Here is a 26,283-nt window from a genome sequence, read left to right as displayed (position 1 = left end):
TATCATATTGCAGCATCTTCCTCCCCCATTTATGGGGGAGGACCGAGGAGGGGGACAGCCAGCACGATCTAAGACTTCACCACCCCATCCAGCCACGCCTGAAACCGGGCGTACGGCACATACAGCGCCACATTCTTAAACAGCGTTTTGCCGCTTTTATTGTCATCAATCTGGCTGCTGTAACCGACAATCACCCCCGCCAGCGTATCATCGCTGGCGTTATACACCGCGCCGCCGGACATGCCTTTCACCACGCCGGCATTGGCCGCCACCACCACACAGCTGGCTTTGTTCCAGTCATTCGCCAGCGTGGTATTGATCAGATTCTTGCCGCTTGACGCTACCGGCATCGCGGAAATAAAGCTGTAGCCATACAGATTCACGTCGTCGCCGATATGGCTATTGCGGAACGGCGGCGGCAAATTGGCTTCGCTGTTTTTATGGTACACCACGGCGATATCGCATTCGGGATGCCAGGCTTTCACCCGATAGAGTGAATACTTCGCCACGTGGGCCGCCGTCAGGCTGTATTCGGGCGTGAGAGGAATGGTGGTGCCAAGCGCACCAATGCCCAGCACCGTTGGAATGCCGGTGACGGTCATATCGACGCGTTTTGCTGCTTCTTTGCTGTATTCGTAATGCCCAACAGAGCAGCCGCTTAGGCAGCCAACCGTTAGCGCGATGAGCCATCGCATACGCTTTCCCCTCGATTTTTGACACCCCATAACCGGGCAATCCATTGAGGTATCGGCAGTGCACGTCCATCCTTTACTGTTTGATTTTGCGCCAAAAGCTGACTCACTGTGATAACGATCACATCCTTCTCAAGCGTAGCGCGGAAACCTCCATCTGTCTCAATTGTTAGTCAGTGACATTTTCGCGCGCAGGGATTATTGCTACAGGCGCAAAATAGTCTTGCGGCGCGCAGGGTGGTTGGCATGGAAGGGCTATGCTTTAATAACAATGTGACGCAGTTCAAATTTTAATAAGCGTCTGTTGTCACCGTACTGCGTTCGCAGTGCGGCCCGCCTGCAAAAAATTATTGGGAGAGTGTGTTATGCCTGTTGCATTACTGGCGCTGGCGCTGAGTGCGTTCGCCATCGGCACCACGGAATTCGTCATTATGGGATTGCTGCCCGAGGTGGCGGGCGATCTGCAAGTGACCATTCCTTCTGCGGGATGGCTGATCAGCGGCTACGCGCTGGGCGTTGCTATTGGCGCGCCGATCATGGCGTTGCTGACCGCCAAACTGCCGCGTAAACGTACTCTGATTCTGCTGATGATCATCTTCATCATCGGTAACGTGCTCTGTGCATTGGCCTACACCTACAACCTGCTGATGCTGGCGCGTGTGGTGACGGCGCTGTGTCACGGTGCGTTCTTCGGCATCGGTGCAGTGGTGGCGGCGAGCCTGGTCGCACCAGGTAAACAAGCTTCTGCCGTGGCGCTGATGTTCACCGGTTTGACGCTGGCCAACGTGCTCGGCGTGCCGCTCGGCACCTGGTTTGGTCAGATGTTTGGCTGGCGCGCCACCTTCTGGGGCGTGGCGATCATCGGCATCTTCGCCTTTATCGCGCTGATGGTGAGCCTGCCGACCAACAAAGAAGAGAAGCCGGTGCATCTGGCAAGTGAAATCAGCGCGCTGGCCAACGGCAAACTGTGGCTGTCGCTGCTGATGACGGTATTCTTTGCGGCGGCGATGTTTGCGCTGTTTAGCTACATTGCCCCGCTGCTGTTGCAGGTGACCGGTATCTCGGATCGAGGTGTTAGCTGGACGCTGTTCCTGATTGGCGCGGGTCTGACCGTCGGCAACATCCTCGGCGGCAAGCTGGCCGACTGGAAAGTGTCGTTCAGCCTGATCCTCAGCTTTGTGCTGATTGCAGTGTTCTCGCTGCTGTTCAGCTGGACCAGCCATGCGCTGTGGCTGGCGGAAATCACGCTGTTCCTGTGGGCGATGGCGACCTTCGCCACCGTGCCGGGCTTGCAGATTAACGTGGTGCGCCACGGCAAAGATGCGCCGAATCTGGTCTCTACGCTGAATATCTCCGCCTTCAACGTCGGCAATGCGCTCGGCGCGTGGGTCGGTGGCGCGGTGATCGAGAAAGGGTACGGCCTGACGTCGGTGCCGGTTGCCGCTGCTGCGCTGGCCGCGGTCGGATTGGTGATCTGCCTGATCACCTTCCGCAAAGCGGGCGGGCAGGGCGAAGCGGTCAACGCTTAAGCCAGCCGCTCGGCAATACGTTGTGGAAACGCCGCCACGTGCCGTTGCAGGTGGTCGCAGAAGTGATCGACCAGCGCCGAAGCCGGTCGATGCTGCGGCCGCACCAGACTCACGATGAAGGGCACGGCAATACTGAAGCGACGCATCACCACACCGCTGTCGGCGTAATCCAGCGCCGTCAGCGGATTCACAATCGAAATCCCCACGCCCGCGCGCACCATCGCGCACACTGACGCCGCGCTGTGCGTCTCCAGCACCAGACGACGCTCCACATTCTGCTCATGAAACAGGGAATCCAGCAGCTGGCGATAGCTATCGCTGCGCGACAGGCTGACGTAGTTTTCACCATGGAAATCCTGCGGCGTCAGCACCTCGCGCTGACACAGCGGATGCTGTGGCGGCAGCACGCACACTTCGTCACAGGTCAGCAGCGGCAAGCGTTCGGTGCCCGCCGGTGCGTGTTGGGTTTCGGTCAGGCCGAGATCGTAACGCTGTGCCGACAGCCACTCTTCCAGCAGCGGCGACTCCTGCGGAATGATATTCAGGCTAACCTGCGGATAGCGCTGAAGAAAGGGCTGCAGCAGCGGCGGCAACAGCGACTGCGAAAACACGGGCAGGCAGGCGATCGACAATTCACCCTGACGAAACTGACGCAATCCTTCGGCGGCATCCATGATGCGATCTAGCCCGTACCACGAGCGCTGCACCTCTTCGTACAGCCGCAAGCCTTGTACCGTGGGCTGCAGGCGGCCGCGCACCCGTTCGAACAGCTGCAGGCCGAGCTGCTGCTCAAGGCGCGCCAGTTCGCGGCTCACCGTAGGCTGCGAAGTGTGCAGCAGCGTCGCGGCCTGCGTCAGGTTGCCGCTGGTCATCACCGCGTGAAAAATTTCGATATGTCGCCAGTTAATTTTTGCCATTGTCTCCTCCAGATAACCCATATCATATTTGTATAGACGTCGCTAAAACAGATATTTTTCTGAATTGATGCGCTGTGGCTAAATAGCCTCAATGACACAGGAGAATTGACATGCCACGCCCACTCAACAACACCGAAACCGCGTTAACTGCCGCCAACTTACTGCCGCTGGCGCAGCGTTATGCCGGCCCATTCTGGGCTTATGATGCGGCGATTATTCAGCAGCGCATTGCGCAGCTCGGCGCCTTCGACGTGGTGCGTTTTGCGCAAAAAGCCTGCTCCAACATCCACATTTTGCGTCTGATGCGTGCGGCGGGTGTCAAAGTCGATTCGGTGTCGCTGGGTGAAATCGAGCGTGCTATTGCCGCCGGTTATCAGCCGGGCGGCGAAGATATCGTCTTCACCGCCGATGTGTTTGATCAGCCAACCCTGACGCGTATCGCCGAGCTGAAAGTGCCGGTCAATGCCGGTTCGGTGGATATGCTGCATCAACTGGGCGAGCTGTCACCGGGCCACGCGGTGTGGCTGCGCATCAATCCGGGTTTTGGTCACGGTCACAGCCAGAAAACCAACACCGGCGGTGAGAACAGTAAACACGGCATCTGGCACAGCGATCTGCCGCTGGCGCTGGCGGCGATTCAGCAGCACGGCCTGCGTCTGGTCGGCCTGCATATGCACATCGGTTCCGGCGTGGATTATGGCCATCTGCAGCAGGTGTGTGACGCGATGGTCGATCAGGTGGTGGCGTTTGGGCAGGATTTGGAAGCGATTTCTGCCGGTGGCGGTTTGTCGATTCCGTATCGTTTTGACGAGGAAGCCATTGATACCCAGCACTATTACGGCTTGTGGAACGGCGCGCGTGAGCGTATCGCTGCGCACCTCGGTCATGCGGTGAAACTGGAGATTGAGCCAGGCCGCTTCCTGGTTGCTGAATCGGGTGTGCTGGTGTCACAGGTACGCGCGGTAAAAGAGATGGGCAGCCGTCACTTTGTGCTGGTCGATGCCGGTTTCAGCGATTTAATGCGTCCGTCAATGTACGGCAGCTATCACCACATTTCTCTGCTGCCGGTCGATGGCCGCGCGCTGGGCGACGCCACCGTGGAGAGCGTAGTGGCCGGTCCGCTGTGTGAATCGGGCGACGTGTTCACGCAGCTCGAAGGTGGCAAAGTGGAAACCCGTGCGCTGCCTGTGGCGCAGGTCGGCGATTATCTGGTGTTCCACGATACCGGCGCGTACGGCGCATCGATGTCGTCGAACTACAACAGCCGTCCACTGATTCCGGAAGTGCTGTTCGAGAATGGCGCAGTGCGTGAAATTCGTCGTGCGCAGACCATTCAGGAGCTGCTGGCGCTGGAGCTGATTTGATGAAGATCGTCGCGCTCAGCGAGGTGCCGCATCACGCCACGCAGATCACCGACTGGCTGTGGCAGGCGTTTGGTGACGGTACGTCGCGTGAGTTTTACCACAGCATTGTGCGCAGCAGCCTCAACGGCACCGACTTTCCGGTGACCTTTGTGGCGCTCGACGGCGACATACCGCTCGGCACGGTGGGATTCTGGCGCTGCGATTTGATCAGCCGTCAGGATCTCACGCCGTGGGTGGCGGCGCTGTTTGTTGAGGAGTCCGCGCGCGGCAAGGGATTGAGCAAAGCGCTGCAGCAGCATGTGGTCGATTTCGCGCAGCAGCGCGGTCATGACAAGCTGTGGTTATGGTCCACCTTTGGCGGCTATTACGAACGTTTTGGCTGGCAGTATCAATGCGACGCGCTGGAGTTCCCGGATGTGCGGGTGAAGGTGTATTCGCGGGATTTGTGATGGGTGCGCGTTGTCCCTCATCCCAGCCTTCTCCCGCAAGCGGGAGAAGGAGCAGCCCGAGCAAGCTGTAAATCCGAGGTTCACTCCACCTAATCATTCCCTCTCCCGCTTGCGGGAGAGGGTTAGGGTGAGGGAAAGCGCGCACCAGGATTTAACCCGGCCCACTCACCGAATGCCGTCTTACCAGCGTGGGGCTAAACATATTGGTCACTTCCGGCATCTCGCTGCCATTGGCTAACGCCAGCGCCAGTTGCGCCGCCTGTTGCGCCATCGTGACAATCGGATAACGCACCGTCGTCAAACGCGGGCGCACATAGCGCGACACCAACACATCATCGAAGCCAATCAGCGACATCTCTTCCGGCACGCGAATGCCGTTGTCACTCAGCACCGCCAGCGCACCGGCGGCCATCGAATCGTTGTAGCAGGCCACCGCCGTGAACTGCTTGCCGCGTCCCATCAATTCGGTCATCGCCTGTTCGCCGCCCACTTCGTCCGGTTCGCCCCACGCCACCAAACGGTCGTTACACGGCAAACCGTGCTCTTTCAGCGCGTCGTAATAGCCTTGCAGACGATCTTCGGCATCGGAAATGGTGTGAGTGGAGCAAATAAAGGCGATTTGCGTGTGGCCTTGCTGAATCAGATGGCGCGTTGCCAGCCACGCGCCGTAGCGGTCATCCAGCGCGATGCAGCGATGTTCAAAGCCTTTCAGCAGGCGATTCAGCAGCACCATGCCCGGCACCTGCTTCATCAGCATCTCTAAATCGTCATCGGGGATTTTCTTGGCGTGCACCACTAAGGCGGCGCAGCGATGGCGCATCAGTTGCTCAATCGCCTGACGCTCTTTTTGCTCATTGTGGTAACCGTTACCAATCAGCAAAAAGTTGCCGGTCTGGCCCGCAACTTCATCCACCGCTTTGACCATCGCGCCAAAAAACGGGTCGGAAACATCGCCCACCACTAAACCCAGGGTTTCGGTGGATTGCTGCGCCAGGGCGCGTGCGTTGGCGTTCGGGTGATACTGCAACTGCTCCATTGCCGCCGTAACGGCGAGGCGAGAACTCTCGCTGGCTTTGGGCGAATTATTGATGACGCGGGAGACGGTCGCAACCGACACCCCAGCCATACGGGCAACATCCTTAATGGTAGCCATGCGATTATCGACATCCGGGAAAACGTTTACACATGCCACCAGTGTTACGGAAAACCCACCCTGTAGCAACCCGGCAGAATGCCAGCGCTGTCGCAAAAGCACGGAAAATCAGGCGCTCACAGCCGCACTTTAGCTCGGTTACAGGCTCATGTTATGCTGCCAGACATAATCACACCTGCCTGCCGGACCAAAAACCATGAAAACTCGCGTGCCACACCTGGCGCACTGGGGCGCATTCACTGCCGTCACCGAAAACGATCGCCTGATTGGCTGTGAACCCTTCTTCGCCGATGCCGATCCCTCGCCGATGCTTAACACCATTCCTGAACTGGTCTATTCGGATAAGCGTATTCGCCAGCCGATGGTGCGCCGTTCATGGTTGAAGTCGCGCGAGAACAGCGATCGCACCTTGCGCGGTCGGGAAGACTTCGTGGCGGTGGATTGGGATACCGCGCTGGATTTAGTGGCGGAAGAGAATCGCCGCGTGCGCGATCGCTACGGCGCAGCGGGCATTTTCAACGGCTCTTACGGCTGGTCATCGGCGGGACGCGTCAACCACGCGCGCACGCTGATCCGTCGCTTCTATTTTCAGGGCGGCGGCGGCGTCGATCAGCAAGGTAACTACAGCTGGGGCGCGGCGCAGTTCTTCCTGCCGTACGTGATTGGCACCTACATGCCGCTCACCGGCCGCGTCACCGACTGGCCGGAAGTGGTGCAGCACGCCGACATCTTTATCGCCTTCGGCGGCCTGGCGCTGAAAAACGCGCAGGTGGCGTCCGGCGGCGCAGGGCAGCACAGCCTGAAACCGGCGCTGGAGCAGCTCAGCGCCAAAGGCACGCCAATCATTAACATCAGCCCAATGCGCGATGACTGCCCGGCGTTCGTCAATGCCGAGTGGATTCCGATTCGCCCGAACACCGACGTGGCGCTGATGCTGGCGCTGGGTTTTGAAATCACCAGGCATAACGCGCTGGATGAAAGCTTCCTCGCCAGCCACTGTACCGGCTGGCCGCAGCTGCGCGGCTATCTGCTCGGTGAAAGCGATGGCATCGCCAAAACGCCTGAGTGGGCCAGCAGCATTACCGGCATTCCGGCGGCGCGCATTGCTTTGCTGGCGCAGCAGCTGATCGGCAAACGCAGCTTTATTACCTGCTCCTATTCGGTACAGCGCGCCCATCGCGGCGAGCAGCCGTACTGGATGATGATTGCGCTGTCGTCAATGCTCGGTCAGCCGGGCTTGCCGGGCGGCGGTTTCTCCTTTGGTCATGGCTCGATGAACAGCGTCGGCAATCCGCGTCAGGATGGCCCGGCACCCATGATGAGCACCGGCCCGAATCCGGGCAATTTGTCGATTCCGGTGGCGCGCATCAGCGACATGCTGCTCAATCCCGGCCAGCCGTACGCATTCCAGGGTGAAACCCAGCACTATCCGGATATCCATTTGGTGCACTGGGCGGGCGGCAATCCGTTCCATCATCATCAGCAGCTCAATCGTCTGGTGGAAGGCTGGCAGCGCCCGGATACTGTGATTGTGCAGGATATCGTCTGGACGCCGGCGGCGCAGATGGCGGATATCGTGTTGCCCGCCACCACCACGCTGGAGCGCAACGACATCGGCGGATCGTCGCGCGATCGCTTCGTGCTGGCGATGCATCAGGCCATCAAGCCGCAGCATCAGGCGCGCAATGATTTCGACATCTTCGCTGATATCGCCGATCGCCTCGGCTATCGTGATGTGTTCACCGAAGGGCGCAATGAGATGCAGTGGATCGAGCATCTGTATCAGCAGTGCGCGGTAGCGCATGCGCGCCGTGATATTCCGTTCCCGGAGTTCGGGGAATTCTGGGAGCGCGGTTTTGTCGAGATTCCCGAAGGCGGCAAGCCGTTCGTGTTTATGGATGATTTCCGCGCTAACCCAGAAACGCATCCAATTCAAACCGCCAGCGGCAAGATTGAGCTGTTCTGCCAAACTATTGCCGATTATCAGCTGGAAGATTTCGCCGGACATCCCGAGTGGCGCGAGCCGCAAGAGTGGCTGGGCGCGCCGCTCAGTTCACAGTTCCCGCTGCATATGATCTCGATTCAGCCATCCGATCGTCTGCACAGCCAGATGGACGCCACCGCCACGGTGCAAGGCAACAAAACCGCCGGACATGAGACGCTGTATATGCATCCGCAGGATGCGGCAGCGCGTGATATTCAGGATGGCGATGAGATTGAGGTGAGCAACGCGCGCGGGCGCATGCTGGCCGGGGTGCGCCTGACCGACGGCTTAACGCCGGGCGTGGTGATCATCGCCACCGGCGCCTGGTTCGATCCTGGATTTGGTCGCGCCTGGCAGCCGTGGGATCACGCCGGCAACCCGAATGTCCTGACATTGGATATCGGCACCTCGTCGTTAACGCAGGGCCCTAACGCCATGAGTTGCCTGGTGGAAATCAAAAAACATCTGATGTGAATGGGCAACGAATAATCTCATCGCTGGTTACATTTTGCCGGTAACTGTTGCGTTTAGGCGATGGTTTCCCAGCGTGCCACCTTGCTACAGTCAGGGTCCCAGAGGTATTGATGGGTGAACATCAAAAAGTTTTCTTGATTACACCGACCTGCGCAGATGCGCAGGTTTTTTTTTGCTTAACGAATCGAAACACAGTTTTCCTGTCAACTCGCTTTACGTTTCTTTATAACTGCAAGCAATAAGCTTCAGATTCACTTACAGCAGCGGATTGCCATGCCTCAAATAAAAAAATTTCTGGGAAAAGACCAGATAAAAGCGCCCTTTAACCCGTTTCGTTTTCGCCTGATCTGCCTTGGCGTTTTCTGCTGTTTGGTGCTGTTGCTGATTTGCGTTGGTGACCTGCAGCTGATCAAGCATCCGATGCTGGAGCACGAAGCCGATCAGCGCTCGCTGCGTACCGTAACGTTGCCAACTAACCGTGGCACCTTGCTGGATCGCGACGGCCAGGCGTTAGCGCTGAGCGTTCCGGCACGTGACATCATCGCCGATCCAATGCGCGTGCTGGAGGCGAATCCCGATTTCACCAGCGCCAAATGGGCTTATCTGGCGGCCGCGCTCAATCAGCGTCCGGAAGATCTGCGCGCGGCCATCACCGCCAACCCGAAAAAACGCTTCCTCTATCTGGGCCGCAAAATCGAACTCGGCATCGCCAAAGATATCGCCGAGCTGAAACTGAAAGGCATCAGCTCGGTATATAACGACAGCCGCTTCTATCCGATGAGTGAAGCGGCTGCGCCGCTGATTGGTATCGTGGGGGCCGACAGCAACGGTCTGAACGGCATCGAGAAGGGCTTCGACCATGTGCTGCAGGGCGATCCGGGCAAAGAGGTTTATCGTCAGGACGGTGAAGGCAACATCATTGCGATGATCGATTACCAGCCGCCACAGCAGCCGCCAACCGTGCAGCTCAGCATCGACAAATTCGACCAATTCACGCTCTATAGCAAGCTGCGCGACGGCGTGCTGCTTAACAAAGCGGATTCGGGCGCGGCGGTATTGGTGAAAATCGATACTGGCGAAATCCTGGCAATGGCCTCTTATCCGTCGTTCAACCCGAACAATTACGAAAACGCCACGCCGGCGCAGATGCGTAACTCGGCGATCAACGACAGCTACGAACCCGGCTCCACGGTGAAACCGCTGGTGGTGATGGAAGGGCTGGAGCGCCATCTGGTGCGCGCCGATTCGGTGATCGATACCACGCCGTACAGCGTCAACGGCCACTTAATTCGCGACGTTGGTCACTGGCCGCGCCTCACCATGACCGGCATTTTGCAGAAATCGAGTGACATCGGCGTCTCGCACATTGCGCTGGCGATGCCCGCTGAAGCGCTGGTTAATACCTATCAGGCATTTGGCTTGGGTAAACCTACCGGGCTGGGATTGACCGGTGAGAGCGTGGGGTACTTCCCGCTGCACCGCGAGCGCTGGGCCGATATCGAACGCGCCACCTTTGCCTTTGGCTACGGCCTGCGCGTCACGCCGCTGCAGATTGCGCGTGAATACGCCACGCTCGGTTCGTACGGCGTCTATCGTCCGCTGTCGATCACCAAGGTAACGCCGCCGGTGTTAGGCAAACAGGTGGCGAATCCGCAGGTGGTGCAAACCGTGGTGCATATGCTGGAGAGCGACGTACTGCCGGGCGGCACCGGGGTGAGAGCGGCGGTGCCGGGTTATCGTCTGGCGACCAAAACCGGTACCGCAGAGAAGATGGGCACCAGCGGCAAGTACGATGGCGGTTATATCAACTACACCGCCGGCATCGCGCCCGCCAGCCATCCGGAAGTGGCGCTGGTAGTGATGATCAACCATCCCACCGCTGGCGATCACTTTGGTGGCTCGGTGGCGGCACCGATCTTCGGCAACATCATGGGCCCGGTCCTCAAGCACATGAACGTGGCACCGGATGCAATCTACAGTAAACCTTCCTCAGACAAATCTTAGTTAAATCAAAAGTGTAAGTGAGGTGTGGAGAATATTCACACCTCGTTTCACTTCCCCAAACACCGTTGCTTTTTGCACCTGTCTTTCATCGGCTCATCGGTGCGAGTATGGACATCCCAGAGGTATTGATGGGTGTGAAACAAGCTGCTTTGGCAGTACCCTGTTATTACACCGACCCACGCAGATGCGTGGGTTTTTTTTGCCTGTAATTTACTACCGTGCGAACTCGCTCACACCTCTTGTCTGAGTCTTAACACTTCCCCGGCAACATAAAAATATCGGGTTGTGTAACCTGTAGGTAACGCACCGCGATGTCGCATTCCATGGCGGTTCGCTAGCCCCTTACGGTGTTGGTAGCGCTTTAAGGGGCGATTTTTTATTGCGACTCGTTGAGGCCAACCCGCGATGCCAAAAACCAAAGACCGCACGCCAAAAGGCGAGGGCCGTTCTTCGGCGTTTCAGTTACGTATTCACCCGGAGCTGCACGAGCAGCTGCGCAGTGTGACCGACGACGACAACGTCACGCTGTCGTGCTGGTTAAAAGAGCTGGCGCGCCGCGAGCTGCGCCGTCGCGGCATCGAACCCAAAGGTTAACCCCGTAGGGTCGTCATTCATGACGACCTTGCCAATGGCCGTACTGTGCGGCCTTCGGAACGGTCACCATGAATGGCGACCCTACGGGTGCGATATGCACGGACGGAATCGCCATCAAAACCCGCAAAACGCTAAAAATCCCAACCATTTATGGCACGAAAGGTTTACCATTTTCCTTTGGAAAATATATTTTACGCAACCTTAACAACCCCGCTTAACCCGCCTCCCTACAATGGCTTTTTGAGTCATTACCTTCGTGACTATTCCCCTCCTATCTTTTAGAGAACAACTATGCGCCTGAAACTTCTTTCTGCCAGCGTGGTGTTTTTACTGGCAGCCTGTGACCAGGGCGGAGCAAAGCCCGCCGCATCCGCCACCCCGCAAGTGGGGGCTTTCAACCTGAAAGCGCAACCCGTTACGCTTGTCAGCCAATTGCCAGGCCGCACCACGGCGGTGAGAACTGCGCAGGTGCGTCCGCAGGTGAGCGGCGTAATTGAAAAAATCCTGTTTACCGAGGGCGGTGAAGTGAAAGCCGGCCAGCCGCTGTATCAAATCGATCCTGCCACCTATAAAGCGGCCTACGACAAAGCGATGGCGACCTGGCAGAACGATGCGATGGTGGTGAAGCGCTATCAGCCGCTGGCCAACGCGCACGCCATCAGCCAGCAAACCTACGATGATGCGGTCGCCGCCGCGCGTGAAGCGCAGGCCGATGTGGAAACCGCCAAAGTGAATCTCGACTACACGCTGGTGAAAGCACCGATCTCCGGCCACATTAGCCGCTCGCTGTACACCGCCGGTGCGCTGGTCACCAACGGGCAAACCGATTATCTCGCCACCATCACTCAGCTTGATCCGATCTATGTCGATGTCAGCGAATCCTCCACCGATCTGCTGCGCCTGCGCCGCGCGCTGGCCGACGGCAAAATAGCCAAAGTGGCTGACAACACCGCCGCCGTGGTCTTGTCGCTGGAAGATAACAGCCAGTACGCCGAGCAGGGCAAGCTGGCGTTCTCGGAAGTGAACGTCGATACCGCCACCGGCACCGTGGTGCTGCGCGCGGTATTCCCGAACCCGAATAACGAACTGCTGCCTGGCATGTACGTGCATGCCAGCTTCCCGCAGGGCATTCAGCAGCAAGGCATTCTGCTGCCGCAAGAGTCGATCATGCATGACACCAAAGGTCAGCCGTATGTCTTTGTGGTGAAAAGCGACAACACCATCGAGCAGCGCAGTATCCACACCGGCGAGATGATTAAAGGAGAATGGCTGGTGACCTCGGGCTTGCAGCAAGGGGAAAACGTGGTGGTGAACAACCTGCAAAGCGTGCGCAGCGGGGTGAAAGTGACCACCACCGCCGCCAACACCAACGACACGCCATCCGCCAATGCGGTGAGTCTTTCGATGACTGACGCAGCGGCGCAATAAGGGGGCGGCATGTCGAAGTTTTTTATAGAACGTCCAATCTTCGCCTGGGTTATCGCCATTATCGTGATGCTGGTCGGCGCGATTGCCGCCATCAGTTTGCCGGTCAATCAATATCCCAATATCTCCGCGCCAGCGGTCTCCATCTCGGTAACCTATCCTGGTGCCAGCGCCGAAACCACGCAAAACACCGTGGTGCAGGTCATTGAGCAGCAGTTGAATGGCCTGGATGGTTTGCGTTATCTGGAGTCGAGCAGCGCCTCGGACGGCAGCGCGCAGATCATCGCCACCTTTAATCAGGGCATCAATCCCGATATCGCCCAGGTTCAGGTGCAGGATCGCGTGTCGCTAGCGGAGTCGCAGCTGCCCACCGATGTCACGCAGCAAGGTATCCGCATCCGTAAGTACCAGAAAAACTTCATGATGGTCATCGGGCTGATCGCCAAAGACGGCAAGCTGACTAACGGCGATCTGGCCGACCTGCTGGTGTCGAAACTGGAAGATCCGATCTCGCGTACGCCGGGCGTCGGCGACTTCATGGTGCTGGGATCCGAATACGCGATGCGCATCTGGCTCGATCCGGCCAAATTGTACAAATACAACCTGATGCCGAGCGATGTTACCACGGCGATTGATAACCAGAACGTGCAGGTGTCGTCCGGTTCACTGGGCGGTTTGCCGACCATTCAGGGCGCAAAAACCCAGGCGACGATCCTCGGCAAAACCCGTTTCACCACCGTGCAGCAGTTTGAGAATGTGCTGCTGAAGGTGAACAGCGACGGCTCGCAGGTGCGGCTGAAAGATGTGGCCAGCGTCGCGCTCGGGCCGCAAAGCTACGGCATCGATGCCACCATGAACGGCAAACCGGCCGCCGGTATCGCGTTGCGTCTGGCAACCGGTGCCAATGAACTGGATACCGCCAAGGCGGTGCGCCAAACCATCGCCGACCTGAAAGATTCGCTGCCGGATAACGTCGAGATTCAGTATCCGTACGACACCTCGCCGGTGGTCAGCGCCTCGATTGAAGAGGTGGTGAAAACGCTGATCGAAGCGGTGGTGCTGGTGTTCTTCGTGATGCTGATCTTCCTGCAAAACCTGCGCGCCACGCTGATCACCACGCTGGTGGTGCCGGTGGTGCTGCTGGGCACCTTCGGCATTCTGTCGGCGTTTGGTTACAGCATTAACACCCTCACCATGTTCGGTATGGTGCTGGCCATCGGGCTGCTGGTGGATGACGCCATTGTGGTGGTGGAGAACGTTGAGCGCGTAATGCACGAAGAGCAGCTCGACCCGAAAGCCGCCACCATTAAATCGATGCAGCAGATTCAGGGCGCGCTGTTTGGCATTGCGCTGGTGCTGTCGGCAGTGCTGCTGCCGATGGCGTTCTTCTCCGGATCGACCGGTGTCATTTACCGCCAGTTCTCGGTCACCATCGTCTCGGCGATGGCGCTGTCGGTGATCATGGCGCTGATCTTCACGCCTGCGCTATGCGCCACCTTGCTGAAACCGGCGGCGGCGGAGCATAAAACCACCGGATTCGCCGGTTGGTTTAATCGCAAGTTCGACAGCGGGGCGATGCACTACACCCACGGCGTCAGCAAAGTGATTTCCCGTCGCGGCCTGTTCCTGGTGATCTATCTGGTGATCGTCGGCGTGACGGGCTTTTTGTTCACCCGCGTACCAACCACCTTCCTGCCGGGTGAAGATCAGGGCTTGATGATGGTGCAGATCACGCTGCCGGTGAACTCGTCATCGCAGCGCACTCAGCAGGTGATCAACGATCTCAACGCCTATCTGCAACAGAACGAAGCGTCGGTGGTGACCACCACCTTTGGCGTGGCGGGCTTTAACTTTGCCGGTCGCGGCCAGAGCAACGCCATGGCTTTTGTGCGCCTGAAAGATTGGGGCGACCGCACGCACAGCGGGCAAAGCGTGCAGGACCTGGCGAACCGCGTGATGGCGCACTTCGCCAACTACCAGAACGCCAAAATCTTCGCCATGGTGCCGCCGGCGGTGATGGAGCTGGGCAACGCCACCGGTTTCGATCTCTATCTGCAGGATACCGGCGCGCACAGCCATCAGCAGATGATGGATGCCGCGCATCAGTTGATTACGTTGGCGAACAACGATCCACATCTGGCGCAGGTCCGTCTTAACGGGCTGGAAGATGAGCCGCAGTATCAGCTGGAGATCAATGATGAGAAGGCCAGCGCGCTCGGCCTGAGCATGACCGACATCAACAACACTTTGTCGGTGGCGTGGGGCTCCAGCTACATCGATCAGTTCATGTATAACGGCCGCGTGAAAGAGGTCTATCTGATGGGTAAAGCGGACTCGCGCGTCACACCGTCGGATCTCGACAAATGGTACTTCCGCAACAGCAGCGGCACCATGGTGCCATTCTCCGCCTTCGCCTCGGGCAAATGGGTGTACGGCTCGCCGCACTTTGAACGCTTTAACGGCTTAACCGCTGAGGAGATCCTCGGATCGCCCGCGCCGGGCCAGAGTACCGGTGAAGCGATGAAGGCGGTGGAGCAGCTGGCGAAGCAGCTGCCGCACGGTTTCCGCGTGCAGTGGTACGGCATTTCGTATGAGGAGCAGGCATCCGGCAGCCAAACCACGCAGTTGTATCTGATCTCGATTCTGGTGGTGTTCCTGTGTCTGGCGGCGCTGTACGAGAGCTGGTCGATTCCGTTCTCGGTGATCATGGTGGTGCCGCTCGGCATCCTCGGCACCATTAGCGCGGTGCTGCTGCGCGGCCTGCAGAACGATGTTTTCTTCCAGGTTGGCCTGCTGACCACCGTGGGGCTGGCGGCGAAAAACGCCATCCTGATCGTCGAATTCGCCAAAGAGCTGCATGAGCGCGAGGGCAAAACGCTGGTGGAAGCGGCGGTAGAAGCGGCGCGGCTGCGTATCCGTCCGATTATCATGACCTCAATGGCGTTTATTCTCGGCGTGCTGCCGCTGACCATCTCCAACGGTGCGGGCGCAGGCAGCCAGCACTCGATTGGTACGGCGGTGGCGGGCGGTATGATCACCGCGACTTTCCTCGCCATCTTCTTTGTGCCGATGTTCTACGTGGTGGTTTCGCAATTCTTTGCGCGTAAAAAACAAACATCCGCAGAGGGGGTTAAAAATGAACATGAATAATTTCCGTCTGGCGCTGTTGCCGCTCGCGCTGGCATTGGCCGGTTGTACGCTGGCACCGCACTATCAGCGCCCGGCACTGCCGGTGGACGTTAAATACGATCAGGCGACGCCCGTCGGCAACGTCGCCGATTTGCCGTGGCAGAACTTCTTCACCGATGCCACGCTGCGCAACCTGATCCAGCTGTCGCTCGATAACAACCGCGACCTGCGCGTGGCGGCGCTGAACGTGCAAGAGGCGCAGCAGGGCGTCACGGTGCAGCGCGCGGCGCTGATGCCGTCGATCAACGCCACGGCCAGCCAGACTTCGGCGCATGAACCGGCCAATCTCTACAACACCAAAACCAGCGGCGCGGTGACCTATCACGAGCTGAACAGCGGCTTGAGCGTCACCTCGTGGGAGCTGGATTTCTTCGGCCGCATGCAAAGCCTGAGCGATCAGGCGCAGGAAACCTATCTGTCGAGCGCCGCCACCGAACGCGCCACGCGCATTTCACTGATCGCTGAAGTGGCGACGGCGTGGCTGACGCTGAGTTCGGATAACGATCTGCTGCATCTGGCGCAACACACCGCGCAAAGCCAGCAGGAATCGTATCGCCTGACCAAGCTCAGCTACGACGGCGGTGCCAGCAGCGATCAGGATCTGGCGCAGGCCGAAAGCACGGTGCGGGCGGCGCAGGCGGACGTGGCGAGTTACACGCGGCAGGTGCGCCAGGATGTGGATGCGCTGCGCTTGCTGGTCGGCACCGATCTGCCCGCCACGCTGCTGTCGCACGCCACGCTGGACGCCAACTGGCAGTTCCCGGCCACGCCCGCTGGCTTACCGTCGGATCTGCTGACGCGTCGCCCGGATATCATGGCGGCGGAGCACACGCTGAAGGCGGCCAATGCCAATATCGGCGCGGCGCGTGCCGCCTTCTTACCGAGCATCACGCTGACCGCGTCCGGCGGCTCCACCAGCAGCTCGCTTGGCAGCCTGCTGGGCGGCGGCACCGGCGCATGGTCATTCATGCCATCGATTAACCTGCCGATTTTTGACGGTGGTAAAAACCAGGCCAACCTGAATATCGCGCATATCGAGAAACGCATTGATATTGCTGACTATGAGAAGGCGATCCAGACCGCGTTTAAAGAGGTGAACGATGCGCTGGCCGGTCAGGATACCTGGCAGGATCAGCTGACGGCGCTGCAACAGGAGGTTGGCGCCAATCAGCGCGACTACGATTACTCCACATTGCGCTTCAAGCAAGGCGTCGACAATTATCTCAATGTGTTAGTGGCCCAGCGATCGCTTTACAGTGCGCAGCAGTCGCTGATCAGTGCGCATTTGGGGCAATTGAGCCAGAAAATCACCCTGTACAAGGCGTTAGGCGGCGGCTGGAAATCTTAATCACCTTAACGAAACCCTTACGGTTCGCGTATGGAATTCGCGCGGGCATTCAACCGATAATGCGCGTAGTGATGATTTCCCCTTGAAATAGTCCCCTGTTTTACAGGGGATTTTCCGTTTTCTGGCTAACCTGAAGATCCTGATGACTAACAACGCTTCCCGCTCCCCGTTTTCTCGCTGGCTGAAATGGCTCCTGTTGTTGCTTGTGCTATTGATTGTGGCGGGCGTGATCTGGCGCGTGGTCGGCGGTCATGGCGGCATGCCGGGCGGCGGAAAGCCGCCGGGCGCACGCGGCGGTCATCGCGGTGGCGCGGGCGGCCCGCCGGGCATGGCGACGATGATGGGCGGTGCTACGCTGGTGCACAGCGGCGTCGCCAGCTGCGCGGATGTGCCGGAATACCTCAACGCGCTCGGCACGGTGATCCCTAACGCCAGCGTCACCGTCACCAGCCGCGTCGCCGGACAGCTGGAAAAAGTGTTCTTCACCGAAGGGCAGAAAGTCAGCGCCGGCCAGCTGCTGGCGCAGATCGATCCGCGCAGCTATCAGGCCACGCTGGCGCAGTATCAGGGCGATCTCAATCAGAACCAGGCGTTGCTGAAGAGCGCGCAGTTAACGCTGGTGCGTTATCAGAAACTGGCGGCGCAGGATTCGCTGTCGCGCCAGGATCTCGATACCCAAACCGCCACCGTTGGCCAGTACAAAGGCGCGGTCGCCGCTGATGAAGCGCAGATCGCCAGCGCCAAACTGGATATCGAGTATGCGCGCATCACCTCGCCAATCAGCGGACGCGTCGGTTTGCGTCTGGTCGATCCCGGCAATATGGTGCAAACCACCGATACCACTGGCATCGTGGTGGTGACGCAGATGCAGCCCGCCGCCGTGACCTTTAGCGTGCCGCAGGGCAACATTCCGCAGCTGACCAACGCGCTGCACGGCGGGCAAAGTCTGCCCGCCACCGCCTTTGATCAGGACAACAGCCGCGCGCTGGCGCAGGGCGAGGTGAAGTTCATCAGCAACCAGATCGATACCGCGACCGGCACCATTGAGCTGAAAGCCACCTTCCCAAATGAAGACGAATCGCTGTTCGCTAACCAGTTCGTCAATCTGCGGCTGCAAACCAACATCCTGAAAAATGTCACGGTGATCCCGGCGCAGGCGCTGCAGCTGAGCAGCGACGGCAGCTTCGTGTTTGTCATCAACCAAGACAACACCGTGACGCGTAAAGCGGTCACCACCGGGCCAACGTTTGGTGAAGATCAGCAGGCGATTCTCAACGGGGTGGAACCGGGCGATCGTCTGGTCACCGAAGGCATCGATCGCCTGACCAACGGCAGCAAAGTGCAGCTGGCGGATGAGAGTAAAACCACCGCGACCGCCGAGGCCAAATGAATCCGTCTCGCCTGTTTATCCAGCGTCCGGTCGCCACCATTTTGCTGATGGTCGGCGTGCTGATCGCCGGGATCTTCTCCTACCGTTTTCTCTCCACCTCGGCGCTGCCGCAGGTGGATTACCCAACCATTCAGGTCACCACGCTCTATCCCGGTGCCAGCCCGGATGTGATGGCGTCTTCTGTCACCTCGCCGCTGGAGCGCCAGCTCGGTCAAATGGCCGGGCTGAGCCAGATGACGTCGACCAGTTCAAGCGGATCGTCGATCGTCACGCTGAAGTTCAGCCTCGATCTGTCGCTGGATGTCGCCGAGCAGGAAGTGCAGGCGGCGATCAATGCTGCCAATAACTTGCTGCCGAGCGATCTGCCCAATCCGCCGACCTATAAAAAGGTTAACCCAGCCGATACCGCCGTGATTACGCTGGCGGTAAGTTCCGACACGCTGCCGCTGACGCAGGTGCAGGATCTGGTGAACACACGCGTGGCGCTCAAGCTGTCGCAGATTAACGGCGTCGGCATGGTGACGCTGGCGGGCGGCCATCAACCGGCGATTCGCGTGCAGATGGACCCGAAAGCGCTGGCGGCGCACCAGCTGTCGCTGGAGGACGTCAACACGCTGATCGGCAACAGCAACGTGAACGGCTCGAAAGGCGGCTTCGACGGCAAATATCACTCGGTGACCATCGACGCCAACGATCAGCTGCGCACCGCCGATGAGTACGGCAATTTGATCATCACTTACCAAAACGGTGCGGCGCTGCGGCTAAAAGATATCGCGCATATCGAACAGGGACCGGAGAACAGCTTCCAGTCGGCGTGGGCCAACAACAGTCCGGCGATTGTGATCAGCGTGCAGCGCCAGCCGGGCGCCAACGTGATTCAGGTGGTGGACAGCATCAAAGCGCAGCTGCCGAAGCTGCAGGCGGCGCTGCCGGACGGCGTGAAGATGAGCATCTTGTCGGATCGCACGCAAACCATTCGCGCCTCCATCAGCGACGTGCAGTTTGAGCTGATGCTGTCGGTGGCGCTGGTGGTGATGGTGACGTTTCTGTTCCTGCGCAACGTGGCGGCGACGCTGATTCCCAGCGTGGCGGTGCCGCTGTCGCTGATTGGCACCTTCGGCGTGATGTATCTGGCCGACTTCAGCCTGAATAATCTGTCGCTGATGGCGCTGACCATCGCCACCGGCTTCGTTATCGACGATGCGATTGTGGTGGTGGAGAACATTTCACGGCGGCTGGAAGAGGGCGAAACGCCGATGCAGGCGGCGCTGAAAGGCTCGCAGCAGATTGGCTTCACCATCATCTCGCTGACCTTCTCACTGATTGCCGTGCTGATCCCGCTGCTGTTTATGGGCGACGTGGTTGGGCGGTTGTTCCGCGAATTTGCCATCACGCTGGCGGTGTCGATTCTGGTGTCGATGGTGGTGTCACTAACCCTAACGCCAATGCTGTGCGCCTATCTGTTGCAGCACATTCCGCCAGAAAAACAGTCGCGCTTCTCGCGTAAAGGCGGCGAACTGTTCGACAAGCTGGTGCGCGGCTACGACCGCATGCTGACGGTGGTGCTGAACCATCAGAAGCTGACGTTGCTGGTGGCGCTGGCGACCTTTGCGCTCACCGCGCTGCTGTATATCGCCATCCCGAAAGGCTTCTTCCCGACGCAGGATACCGGGCTGATTCAGGGCGTCACCGTGGCGTCGCAGGATGTGTCGTTTAGCGAGATGTCGAAGCGGCAGCAGGCGCTGGCGAAAGTGATTCTGCAAAATCCGTCGGTGGAGAGTTTGTCCTCAACCATCGGCATTGATGGCAGCAACACCAGCCTGAATAGCGGGCGTATCCAGATCAACCTCAAGTCGTTTGACCAGCGCGACGACAAAGCCGACGTGGTGATCAAACAGCTGCAACAGGCGGCGCAGCAGGTGGCGGGCATTCAGCTCTATCTGCAACCGGCGCAGGATTTGACCGTTAACGATCAGGTGTCGCCGAGCCAGTATCAATTTACGCTGGATGATGCCGACAGCGAAAACCTGGTGCGCTGGACGCCAAAGATGGTCGCCGCCTTGCAGCAGCATCCGGAGTTTAACGGCGTGGTGAGTAACCTGCAGGATCAGGGCCGCGTGGCTTACGTCGAGCTGAACCGCGATAAAGCGGCGCGCTACGGCATTACCGCCGCCGACGTCGATACCGCGTTGTACAACAGCTTCGGTCAGCGTCTGGTCTCCACCATCTTTACCCAGGCCAATCAGTATCGCGTGGTGCTGGAAGTGGCGCCGCAGTATCAGCAATCGCCCGCTTCGTTTGATGATGTCTATTTGCCGGTGACCAGCGCGAGCAGCAGCGCTTCCACCACGGATGACACCACCACAACCACCACCGGCATGGTGAAGCTCACGTCCATCGCCACCATTCACCAGCGCACCGGTTCGCTGATGCACATGCGCCTCAATCAGTTCCCGGCGGTGATGGTGTCGTTCAATCTCAATAAAGGCTATTCGCTGGAAGATGGGCAGAAGGCGATTGCCACAGTAACGCAGCAGCTCAATTTGCCGTCGAGCATCACCTTGCGTTATCAGGGCGAAACCTCGGCATTCCAAAGCGCCACCGGCAACACGCTGTGGCTGATTCTGGCGGCATTAATCACCATGTACGTGGTGCTCGGCATTCTCTATGAGAGCTTTATCCATCCGGTGACCATTCTCTCGACGCTGCCGTCGGCGGCGGTCGGCGCGCTGTTGACGCTGCTGCTGGCGGGCAGCGAATTCAGCCTGATCGCGCTGATTGGCGTGATTCTGCTGATCGGTATCGTCAAGAAGAACGCGATTATGATGATCGACTTCGCGCTGGAGGCGGAAAACAAGCAGCACATGAGCGCGCGGGACGCGATTCATCAGGCCTGTTTGCTGCGCTTCCGCCCGATTCTGATGACCACCATGGCGGCGCTGCTCGGTGCGCTGCCGCTGATGCTGGCGTCCGGCTCCGGTGCCGAGCTGCGGCAGCCGCTCGGTCTGGTGATTGTTGGCGGTTTGATTGTCAGCCAGGTGCTGACGCTGTTCTCCACGCCGGTGATTTACCTGTGGTTTGATGGCATCGCGCAGCGCGGCAAGCGCTACATGCAGCGCAAGCAGCAGCAGGCGCGGGGCGAGCGATGAACCTCACCCGACTGTTTATCTTCCGCCCGGTTGCCACGTTACTGCTGACGCTGGCGATCCTGCTGCTGGGCGCGTTGGGCTATCGGCTGCTGCCGGTGGCGCCGCTGCCGCAGGTGGATTTCCCTACCATTATGGTGAGCGCCAGCCTGGCCGGTGCCAGCCCGGAAACCATGGCAGCCACCGTCGCTACGCCGCTGGAGCGTTCGCTGGGGCAGATTGCCGGCGTCACCGAGATGACCTCGACCAGTTCGCAGGGATCGACCAGCGTGATTTTGCAGTTTGATCTCGATCGCGACATCAACGGCGCGGCGCGTGACGTGCAGGCGGCGATCAACGCCGCACGCAGTTTGCTGCCGAGCGCCATGGAGTCGCTGCCGACCTATCGCAAAGCCAATCCATCGGATGCGCCGATTGTGATGCTGGCGCTGACGTCCGCCACGCGCACGCCGGGCGAACTCTACGATCTGGCCGAAAGCAAAATCGAGCAGGCGATGGGCCAGGTGAAAGGCGTGGGCGAAGTGTCGCTGATGGGCAGCGCCTTACCGGCGGTGCGCATCGATCTGCAGCCGCTGAAGCTGACGCAGTATGGCATTTCGCTGGATACGGTGCGCAGCGCCATCGCCAACAGCACCAGCAATAAGCCGAAAGGGATTTTGCAGGGCAGCAGCCAGTCATGGGGGGTGGACAGCAACGGCCAGCTGGATAAAGCCGCGCAGTATCAGGATCTGATCGTTACGTATCAAGGGGGCAAAGCGGTGCGGCTGCATGATGTCGCCACCGTGTATGACTCGGTTGAAGATCAGTATCAGGCCGGTTTCCTCAATGCCATGCCATCGGTGATGGTGGGCATTAAGCGCCAGGCCGGTGCCAACATGCTCGACACCATTGATGCCATCAAAGCGCAGCTGCCGGCGCTGGAAAAAAATCTGCCCGCCGATACGCAACTGAAAGTGGTGGTGGATCGCTCGCCGACGGTGCGCGCCTCGCTGTATGACACCGAAGAGACGCTGCTGGTGGCGATGCTGCTGGTGATCGCTGTGGTGTTTGTGTTTCTGCGCAACGTGCAGGCGGTGATTATCCCGGCGCTGGCGCTGCCGGTCTCGCTGATTGGCACCTGCGCGGTGATGTATCTGCTGGGTTACAGCCTCGATAACCTGTCGCTGATGGCGCTGATTATCGCCACCGGCTTTGTCGTCGATGACGCGATTGTGGTGCTGGAAAATATCACGCGCCATATCGAAGAAGGGCTCAGTCCGCTGCGTGCGGCGCTGCGTGGCGCGCAGGAAGTGAGTTTTACCGTGCTGTCGATGACCATGTCGCTGATTGCGGTGTTCATCCCGATTTTGCTGATGGGCAGCATCGTCGGACGCTTGTTCCGCGAATTTGCCGTCACGCTGACGGTATCGCTGCTGATTTCGATGTTTGTCTCGCTGAGCCTGACGCCGATGCTGTGCGCGCGCCTGCTGAAGCCGAAACCCAAAGTCACTCAACGCCCGCATCCGCTGTATCAGTTTATCGAAAACCAACTTAACGCGTTGCTGGCGGCTTATTCGCGCGGGTTAACCTGGGTGATGGCGCACCAAAAGCTGACGATGTTTAGTCTGGTGCTGACCGTGCTGCTCAACCTGTTCCTGTTTTCCGTGGTGCAGAAAGGCTTCTTCCCCAATCAGGATACCGGCCTGCTGATGGGCGCGCTGCGCGCCGATCAGAACATCTCCTTCCAGGCGATGAAGCCGAAAATGCTGCAGTTCACCCACATCATCCAGTCGGATCCGGCGGTAGAGAGCGTGATGTCGTCGATGGGCAGCGGCATGTTCGGCTCGCGCAACAGCGCCAACTTCTTTGTGCGCCTGAAGGATTTTGACAAGCGCGATGCCACCGCCACCGAAGTGGCGAACCGCCTGAGTATGAAAACCAGCCATATCGCTGGCGCGCAGATGTTCCTGATGGCGGCGCAGGATCTGCACATCGGTGGACGTAGCGCCAACGCCACCTATCAATACAGCTTGCAGGCCGACGATCTCGATCTGCTGCGTGAGTGGACGCCCAAAGTGCAGGCGGCGCTGGCGGCGATCCCGCAGCTGAATAGCGTCGATTCTGATGCGCAAACCGGCGGTCAGGAAGTGGTGATCAACATCGATCGCGACCGCGCCCAACGGCTTGGCGTTAACGTGCAGATGCTCGACACCATGCTAAATAACGCCTTCAGCCAGCGCCAGGTCGCCACGCTCTATCACACGCTCAATCAGTATCATGTGGTGATGTCGCTGCAGGATAGCTACACGCGCGATCCGGCGATTCTGCAGCAGTTGTATGTGATTAATGACAGCGGCGATCGCGTGCCGCTCGCCGCGTTCGCTAGCTTCAAAGGCGGCAACGCGCCGCTGTCGGTGGCGCATCAGGGCCAATCCGCCACCAGCACCGTGGCGTTTAATCTTAACGACGGCGTGTCGCTGGAGCAGGCGCAGGCGCTGATTAAGCAGGCGATGGCGCAGCTCGGTTTACCCTCCAGCATTCAGGCCGGTTTTGCCGGCACCGCCGCCGCATTCGCCCAGCTTACCGCCACCATGCCGTGGCTGATTATCGCGGCGCTGGCGGCGGTGTATATCGTGCTCGGCGTGCTGTATGAGAGTTACATCCATCCGATCACCATTCTCTCAACGCTGCCGTCGGCGGGCGTGGGCGCGCTGCTGTTGCTGCTGCTGACCAACACGCAGCTGACGGTGATCGCGCTGATCGGCATCATCCTGCTGATTGGTATCGTGAAAAAGAACGCCATCATGATGATCGACTTTGCGATTCACGCCGAACGCAGCAAAGGCATGACGCCGCAGCAGGCGATCACCCAAGCCTGTTTGATGCGTTTCCGGCCGATCATGATGACCACGCTGGCGGCGTTCTTTGGCGCGCTGCCGCTGGCGCTGGGCAGCGGCGGCGATGCCGACTTACGTAGCCCGCTCGGGCTGGCGATTGCCGGTGGTTTGGCGCTGAGCCAGTTGCTGACGCTGTTTACTACGCCGGTGGTTTATCTCTGGCTCGATCGTTTGAGCCGCGCCACGCAACGTCAGTGGCTGCGGTTGCGTCATGTGGAATCCCGATAGATGAAAATGTCCCTGAAAATTACGCCGTTGCTCACCGTGATGCTGCTGGCAGGCTGCGCGGTTGGCCCCGATTATCAGCGCCCGAGCACGGCGATGCCGACCCATTTCAAAGAAGCCAAAGGCTGGACGCAGGCGACGCCGCAGGATGCAAACAGCAAAGGTGAATGGTGGCTGGTGTATCACGATGCCACGCTGGATAGCCTGCTGAAGCAGGTGCGCATCTCCAACCAGAACGTTGCCAGCTACGCCGCGCAGTACCGCGAAGCGCAGGCGCTGGCGGGGCAATCACGCGCGGAGTTGTTGCCGTCGGTAAGCTACGACGCCAGCAGCACGCGCAGCGGCAGCCGCGCCAGCGCCACCGGACAACGCAGCGTCAGCAACAGCCATGCCGCCGATCTCAGCGCCAGCTGGGAGCTGGATGTGTGGGGCAAACTGCGGCGCACGCTGGAGGAGAACCATGCCAGCGCCGAAGCCAGCAAAGCCGAGCTGGCGAATATCACCTTGAGCGCGCAGTCCGAACTGGCGCAGGACTATTTCCAGCTGCGCATCATCGACGAGAAAATCGCGCTCTATCAGCGCAGTATCGCGGCCTATCAACGCTATCTGACGGTGATTGAAAACAAATACGCGGCGGGCAGCGAATCACGCGCCACCTTAGCGCAGGCGCAGATGCAGCTGGAGAGCGCCCGCGCCTCGGCGCAGGATTACCAGTGGCAGCGTGCGCAGATGGAGCACGCCATTGCGCTGCTGCTGGGCCGCGCACCGGCGGATTTCTCCTTGCCGGTGGCGAAGCTGGAGGCCGCGCTGCCCGCGATCCCGAACAGCGTGCCGTCGCAGCTGTTGCAGCGCCGTCCCGATATCGCCTACGCCGAGCGCAACGTGGCGGCGGCGAATGCGGCGGTCGGCGTGGCGATTGCCGGCTACTATCCCGATTTGACGCTGAGCGCCAGCGGCGGCGTGAGTTCATCGGCGATCAACAGTTTGTTCTCGCTGCCCAATCGCGTCTGGTCTTTGGGGCCGGAGCTGAGCGGTACGCTGTTAGATTTCGGCGCCACCTCAGCGAAAGTCGAACAGGCACGCGCCGCCTATGATGCCAGCGTTGCCAGCTATCGCCAGTCGGTGCTGACCGGCATGGGCGAAGTGGAAGATTATCTGGTGCAGCTGAATACTTTGCAGGGCGAAATCGCTGCACAGCAGCGCGCCACCGACGCGGCGCAGGAATCGGCGCGCGTAACGCGCAATCAGTATGACGCCGGAATGATCGACTATCTCGACGTCGCCACCACCGAAAACAGCAGCCTGAGCGCGCAGCAGAGTTTGCTGTCGCTGCAGAGCACGCAGTGGGTCAGCAGCGTCGGCCTGATCGCCGCGCTGGGCGGTGGCTGGCAGGCGGATACGCGGTAAAACCAGGTCGCCATGAATGGCGTAATGCTTGTTAGTTAAGAAAGCATTTTTGGTGCGGGCTCTGACACATCTGCTGCGTCACGGGCCGTCCTCGCGCCGCTAACGCGGTGCCTTCGG

16 protein-coding genes are annotated in these 26,283 nt (G+C 59.4%); 13 read left to right on the top strand and 3 right to left on the bottom strand.

What is annotated here, in order from left to right; translation table 11 throughout:
* Window positions 1-68: 68 nt before the first annotated feature.
* Window positions 69-695 carry a hypothetical protein gene (locus K5Y30_RS08845; RefSeq protein WP_101761972.1) on the bottom strand — a complete coding sequence of 209 codons (627 nt, stop codon included), beginning with the start codon at window positions 693-695 and terminating at the stop codon, window positions 69-71.
* Between the two features lie 362 nt (window positions 696-1,057).
* Here K5Y30_RS08845 and K5Y30_RS08840 point away from each other — a divergent pair, with 362 nt between their 5' ends.
* The gene (locus K5Y30_RS08840; protein ID WP_101761973.1) at window positions 1,058-2,221 is read left to right on the top strand and encodes an MFS transporter; all 1,164 of its coding nucleotides are present in this window, start codon (window positions 1,058-1,060) and stop codon (window positions 2,219-2,221) included.
* Here K5Y30_RS08840 and K5Y30_RS08835 read toward each other — a convergent pair.
* On the bottom strand, window positions 2,218-3,138 hold the full coding sequence (locus K5Y30_RS08835; protein ID WP_222211059.1) for a LysR family transcriptional regulator: 921 nt from the start codon (window positions 3,136-3,138) through the stop codon (window positions 2,218-2,220). The two genes, K5Y30_RS08840 and K5Y30_RS08835, sit on opposite strands and share 4 nt — an antisense overlap.
* A 110-nt stretch (window positions 3,139-3,248) precedes the next feature.
* Here K5Y30_RS08835 and lysA point away from each other — a divergent pair, with 110 nt between their 5' ends.
* Both lysA and K5Y30_RS08825 read left to right on the top strand, forming a co-directional pair.
* Complete coding sequence (lysA, locus tag K5Y30_RS08830) at window positions 3,249-4,502, top strand: diaminopimelate decarboxylase (RefSeq protein ID WP_222211057.1); 1,254 nt, start codon at window positions 3,249-3,251, stop codon at window positions 4,500-4,502.
* Window positions 4,502-4,951, top strand: a complete 450-nt coding sequence (locus tag K5Y30_RS08825) for a GNAT family N-acetyltransferase (protein WP_222211055.1) — start codon at window positions 4,502-4,504, stop codon at window positions 4,949-4,951. The genes lysA and K5Y30_RS08825 overlap by 1 nt, the downstream gene beginning before the upstream one ends.
* A gap of 151 nt (window positions 4,952-5,102) precedes the next feature.
* Here K5Y30_RS08825 and galR read toward each other — a convergent pair whose 3' ends face one another.
* Window positions 5,103-6,104 carry an HTH-type transcriptional regulator GalR gene (galR, locus tag K5Y30_RS08820; RefSeq protein ID WP_036649453.1) on the bottom strand — a complete coding sequence of 334 codons (1,002 nt, stop codon included), beginning with the start codon at window positions 6,102-6,104 and terminating at the stop codon, window positions 5,103-5,105.
* Between the two features lie 196 nt (window positions 6,105-6,300).
* Here galR and K5Y30_RS08815 point away from each other — a divergent pair, with 196 nt between their 5' ends.
* The 10 genes from K5Y30_RS08815 to K5Y30_RS08770 all read left to right on the top strand — a co-directional run bounded on the left by K5Y30_RS08815 (window position 6,301) and on the right by K5Y30_RS08770 (window position 26,166).
* Window positions 6,301-8,562 carry a molybdopterin-dependent oxidoreductase gene (locus tag K5Y30_RS08815; protein WP_222211053.1) on the top strand — a complete coding sequence of 754 codons (2,262 nt, stop codon included), beginning with the start codon at window positions 6,301-6,303 and terminating at the stop codon, window positions 8,560-8,562.
* 273 nt (window positions 8,563-8,835) lie between these two features.
* Window positions 8,836-10,566 carry a penicillin-binding transpeptidase domain-containing protein gene (locus K5Y30_RS08810; protein WP_101761978.1) on the top strand — a complete coding sequence of 577 codons (1,731 nt, stop codon included), beginning with the start codon at window positions 8,836-8,838 and terminating at the stop codon, window positions 10,564-10,566.
* A gap of 405 nt (window positions 10,567-10,971) precedes the next feature.
* The gene (locus tag K5Y30_RS08805; protein WP_061719884.1) at window positions 10,972-11,160 is read left to right on the top strand and encodes a hypothetical protein; all 189 of its coding nucleotides are present in this window, start codon (window positions 10,972-10,974) and stop codon (window positions 11,158-11,160) included.
* A 291-nt stretch (window positions 11,161-11,451) separates the two neighbouring features.
* On the top strand, window positions 11,452-12,588 hold the full coding sequence (locus K5Y30_RS08800) for an efflux RND transporter periplasmic adaptor subunit (RefSeq protein WP_222211051.1): 1,137 nt from the start codon (window positions 11,452-11,454) through the stop codon (window positions 12,586-12,588).
* Between the two features lie 9 nt (window positions 12,589-12,597).
* The gene (locus K5Y30_RS08795; RefSeq protein ID WP_222211049.1) at window positions 12,598-15,735 is read left to right on the top strand and encodes an efflux RND transporter permease subunit; all 3,138 of its coding nucleotides are present in this window, start codon (window positions 12,598-12,600) and stop codon (window positions 15,733-15,735) included.
* Entirely contained in the window at window positions 15,722-17,122 is a 1,401-nt protein-coding gene (locus K5Y30_RS08790) for an efflux transporter outer membrane subunit (protein ID WP_222211047.1), read from the top strand. Before K5Y30_RS08795 ends, K5Y30_RS08790 begins: the two co-directional genes overlap by 14 nt.
* Before the next feature lie 142 nt (window positions 17,123-17,264).
* Entirely contained in the window at window positions 17,265-18,512 is a 1,248-nt protein-coding gene (locus K5Y30_RS08785) for an MdtA/MuxA family multidrug efflux RND transporter periplasmic adaptor subunit (protein ID WP_222211045.1), read from the top strand.
* On the top strand, window positions 18,509-21,661 hold the full coding sequence (locus tag K5Y30_RS08780) for an MdtB/MuxB family multidrug efflux RND transporter permease subunit (protein WP_222211043.1): 3,153 nt from the start codon (window positions 18,509-18,511) through the stop codon (window positions 21,659-21,661). The genes K5Y30_RS08785 and K5Y30_RS08780 overlap by 4 nt, the downstream gene beginning before the upstream one ends.
* Window positions 21,658-24,762, top strand: coding sequence for an efflux RND transporter permease subunit (locus K5Y30_RS08775; protein ID WP_222211041.1), 3,105 nt, complete (start codon window positions 21,658-21,660; stop codon window positions 24,760-24,762). Before K5Y30_RS08780 ends, K5Y30_RS08775 begins: the two co-directional genes overlap by 4 nt.
* Window positions 24,763-26,166 (top strand): efflux transporter outer membrane subunit, encoded by a 1,404-nt coding sequence (locus K5Y30_RS08770; RefSeq protein WP_222211039.1) that lies wholly within the window; start codon window positions 24,763-24,765, stop codon window positions 26,164-26,166. It begins immediately after the preceding gene.
* Window positions 26,167-26,283 lie beyond the last annotated feature (117 nt).

Origin of the sequence: Pantoea sp. DY-5 (assembly GCF_019795955.1) — a bacterium.
Taxonomy (GTDB): Bacteria; Pseudomonadota; Gammaproteobacteria; order Enterobacterales; family Enterobacteriaceae; genus Pantoea; species Pantoea leporis.
Note: the sequence above shows the minus strand (reverse complement) of the source record. Positions and strands in the feature narration are given on the sequence as shown.

What these genes read in the sequence shown, in the direction of transcription:
- K5Y30_RS08785 (WP_222211045.1), top strand. Translation starts at nt 17,265, where the DNA reads ATGACTAACAACGCTTCCCGCTCCCCGTTTTCTCGCTGGCTGAAATGG.
- K5Y30_RS08810 (WP_101761978.1), top strand. Translation starts at nt 8,836, where the DNA reads ATGCCTCAAATAAAAAAATTTCTGGGAAAAGACCAGATAAAAGCGCCC.
- galR (WP_036649453.1), bottom strand. Translation starts at nt 6,104, where the DNA reads ATGGCTACCATTAAGGATGTTGCCCGTATGGCTGGGGTGTCGGTTGCG.
- K5Y30_RS08815 (WP_222211053.1), top strand. Translation starts at nt 6,301, where the DNA reads ATGAAAACTCGCGTGCCACACCTGGCGCACTGGGGCGCATTCACTGCC.
- K5Y30_RS08775 (WP_222211041.1), top strand. Translation starts at nt 21,658, where the DNA reads ATGAACCTCACCCGACTGTTTATCTTCCGCCCGGTTGCCACGTTACTG.
- K5Y30_RS08770 (WP_222211039.1), top strand. Translation starts at nt 24,763, where the DNA reads ATGAAAATGTCCCTGAAAATTACGCCGTTGCTCACCGTGATGCTGCTG.
- K5Y30_RS08840 (WP_101761973.1), top strand. Translation starts at nt 1,058, where the DNA reads ATGCCTGTTGCATTACTGGCGCTGGCGCTGAGTGCGTTCGCCATCGGC.
- K5Y30_RS08790 (WP_222211047.1), top strand. Translation starts at nt 15,722, where the DNA reads ATGAACATGAATAATTTCCGTCTGGCGCTGTTGCCGCTCGCGCTGGCA.
- K5Y30_RS08845 (WP_101761972.1), bottom strand. Translation starts at nt 695, where the DNA reads ATGCGATGGCTCATCGCGCTAACGGTTGGCTGCCTAAGCGGCTGCTCT.
- K5Y30_RS08795 (WP_222211049.1), top strand. Translation starts at nt 12,598, where the DNA reads ATGTCGAAGTTTTTTATAGAACGTCCAATCTTCGCCTGGGTTATCGCC.
- K5Y30_RS08780 (WP_222211043.1), top strand. Translation starts at nt 18,509, where the DNA reads ATGAATCCGTCTCGCCTGTTTATCCAGCGTCCGGTCGCCACCATTTTG.
- K5Y30_RS08835 (WP_222211059.1), bottom strand. Translation starts at nt 3,138, where the DNA reads ATGGCAAAAATTAACTGGCGACATATCGAAATTTTTCACGCGGTGATG.
- K5Y30_RS08805 (WP_061719884.1), top strand. Translation starts at nt 10,972, where the DNA reads ATGCCAAAAACCAAAGACCGCACGCCAAAAGGCGAGGGCCGTTCTTCG.
- K5Y30_RS08825 (WP_222211055.1), top strand. Translation starts at nt 4,502, where the DNA reads ATGAAGATCGTCGCGCTCAGCGAGGTGCCGCATCACGCCACGCAGATC.
- K5Y30_RS08800 (WP_222211051.1), top strand. Translation starts at nt 11,452, where the DNA reads ATGCGCCTGAAACTTCTTTCTGCCAGCGTGGTGTTTTTACTGGCAGCC.
- lysA (WP_222211057.1), top strand. Translation starts at nt 3,249, where the DNA reads ATGCCACGCCCACTCAACAACACCGAAACCGCGTTAACTGCCGCCAAC.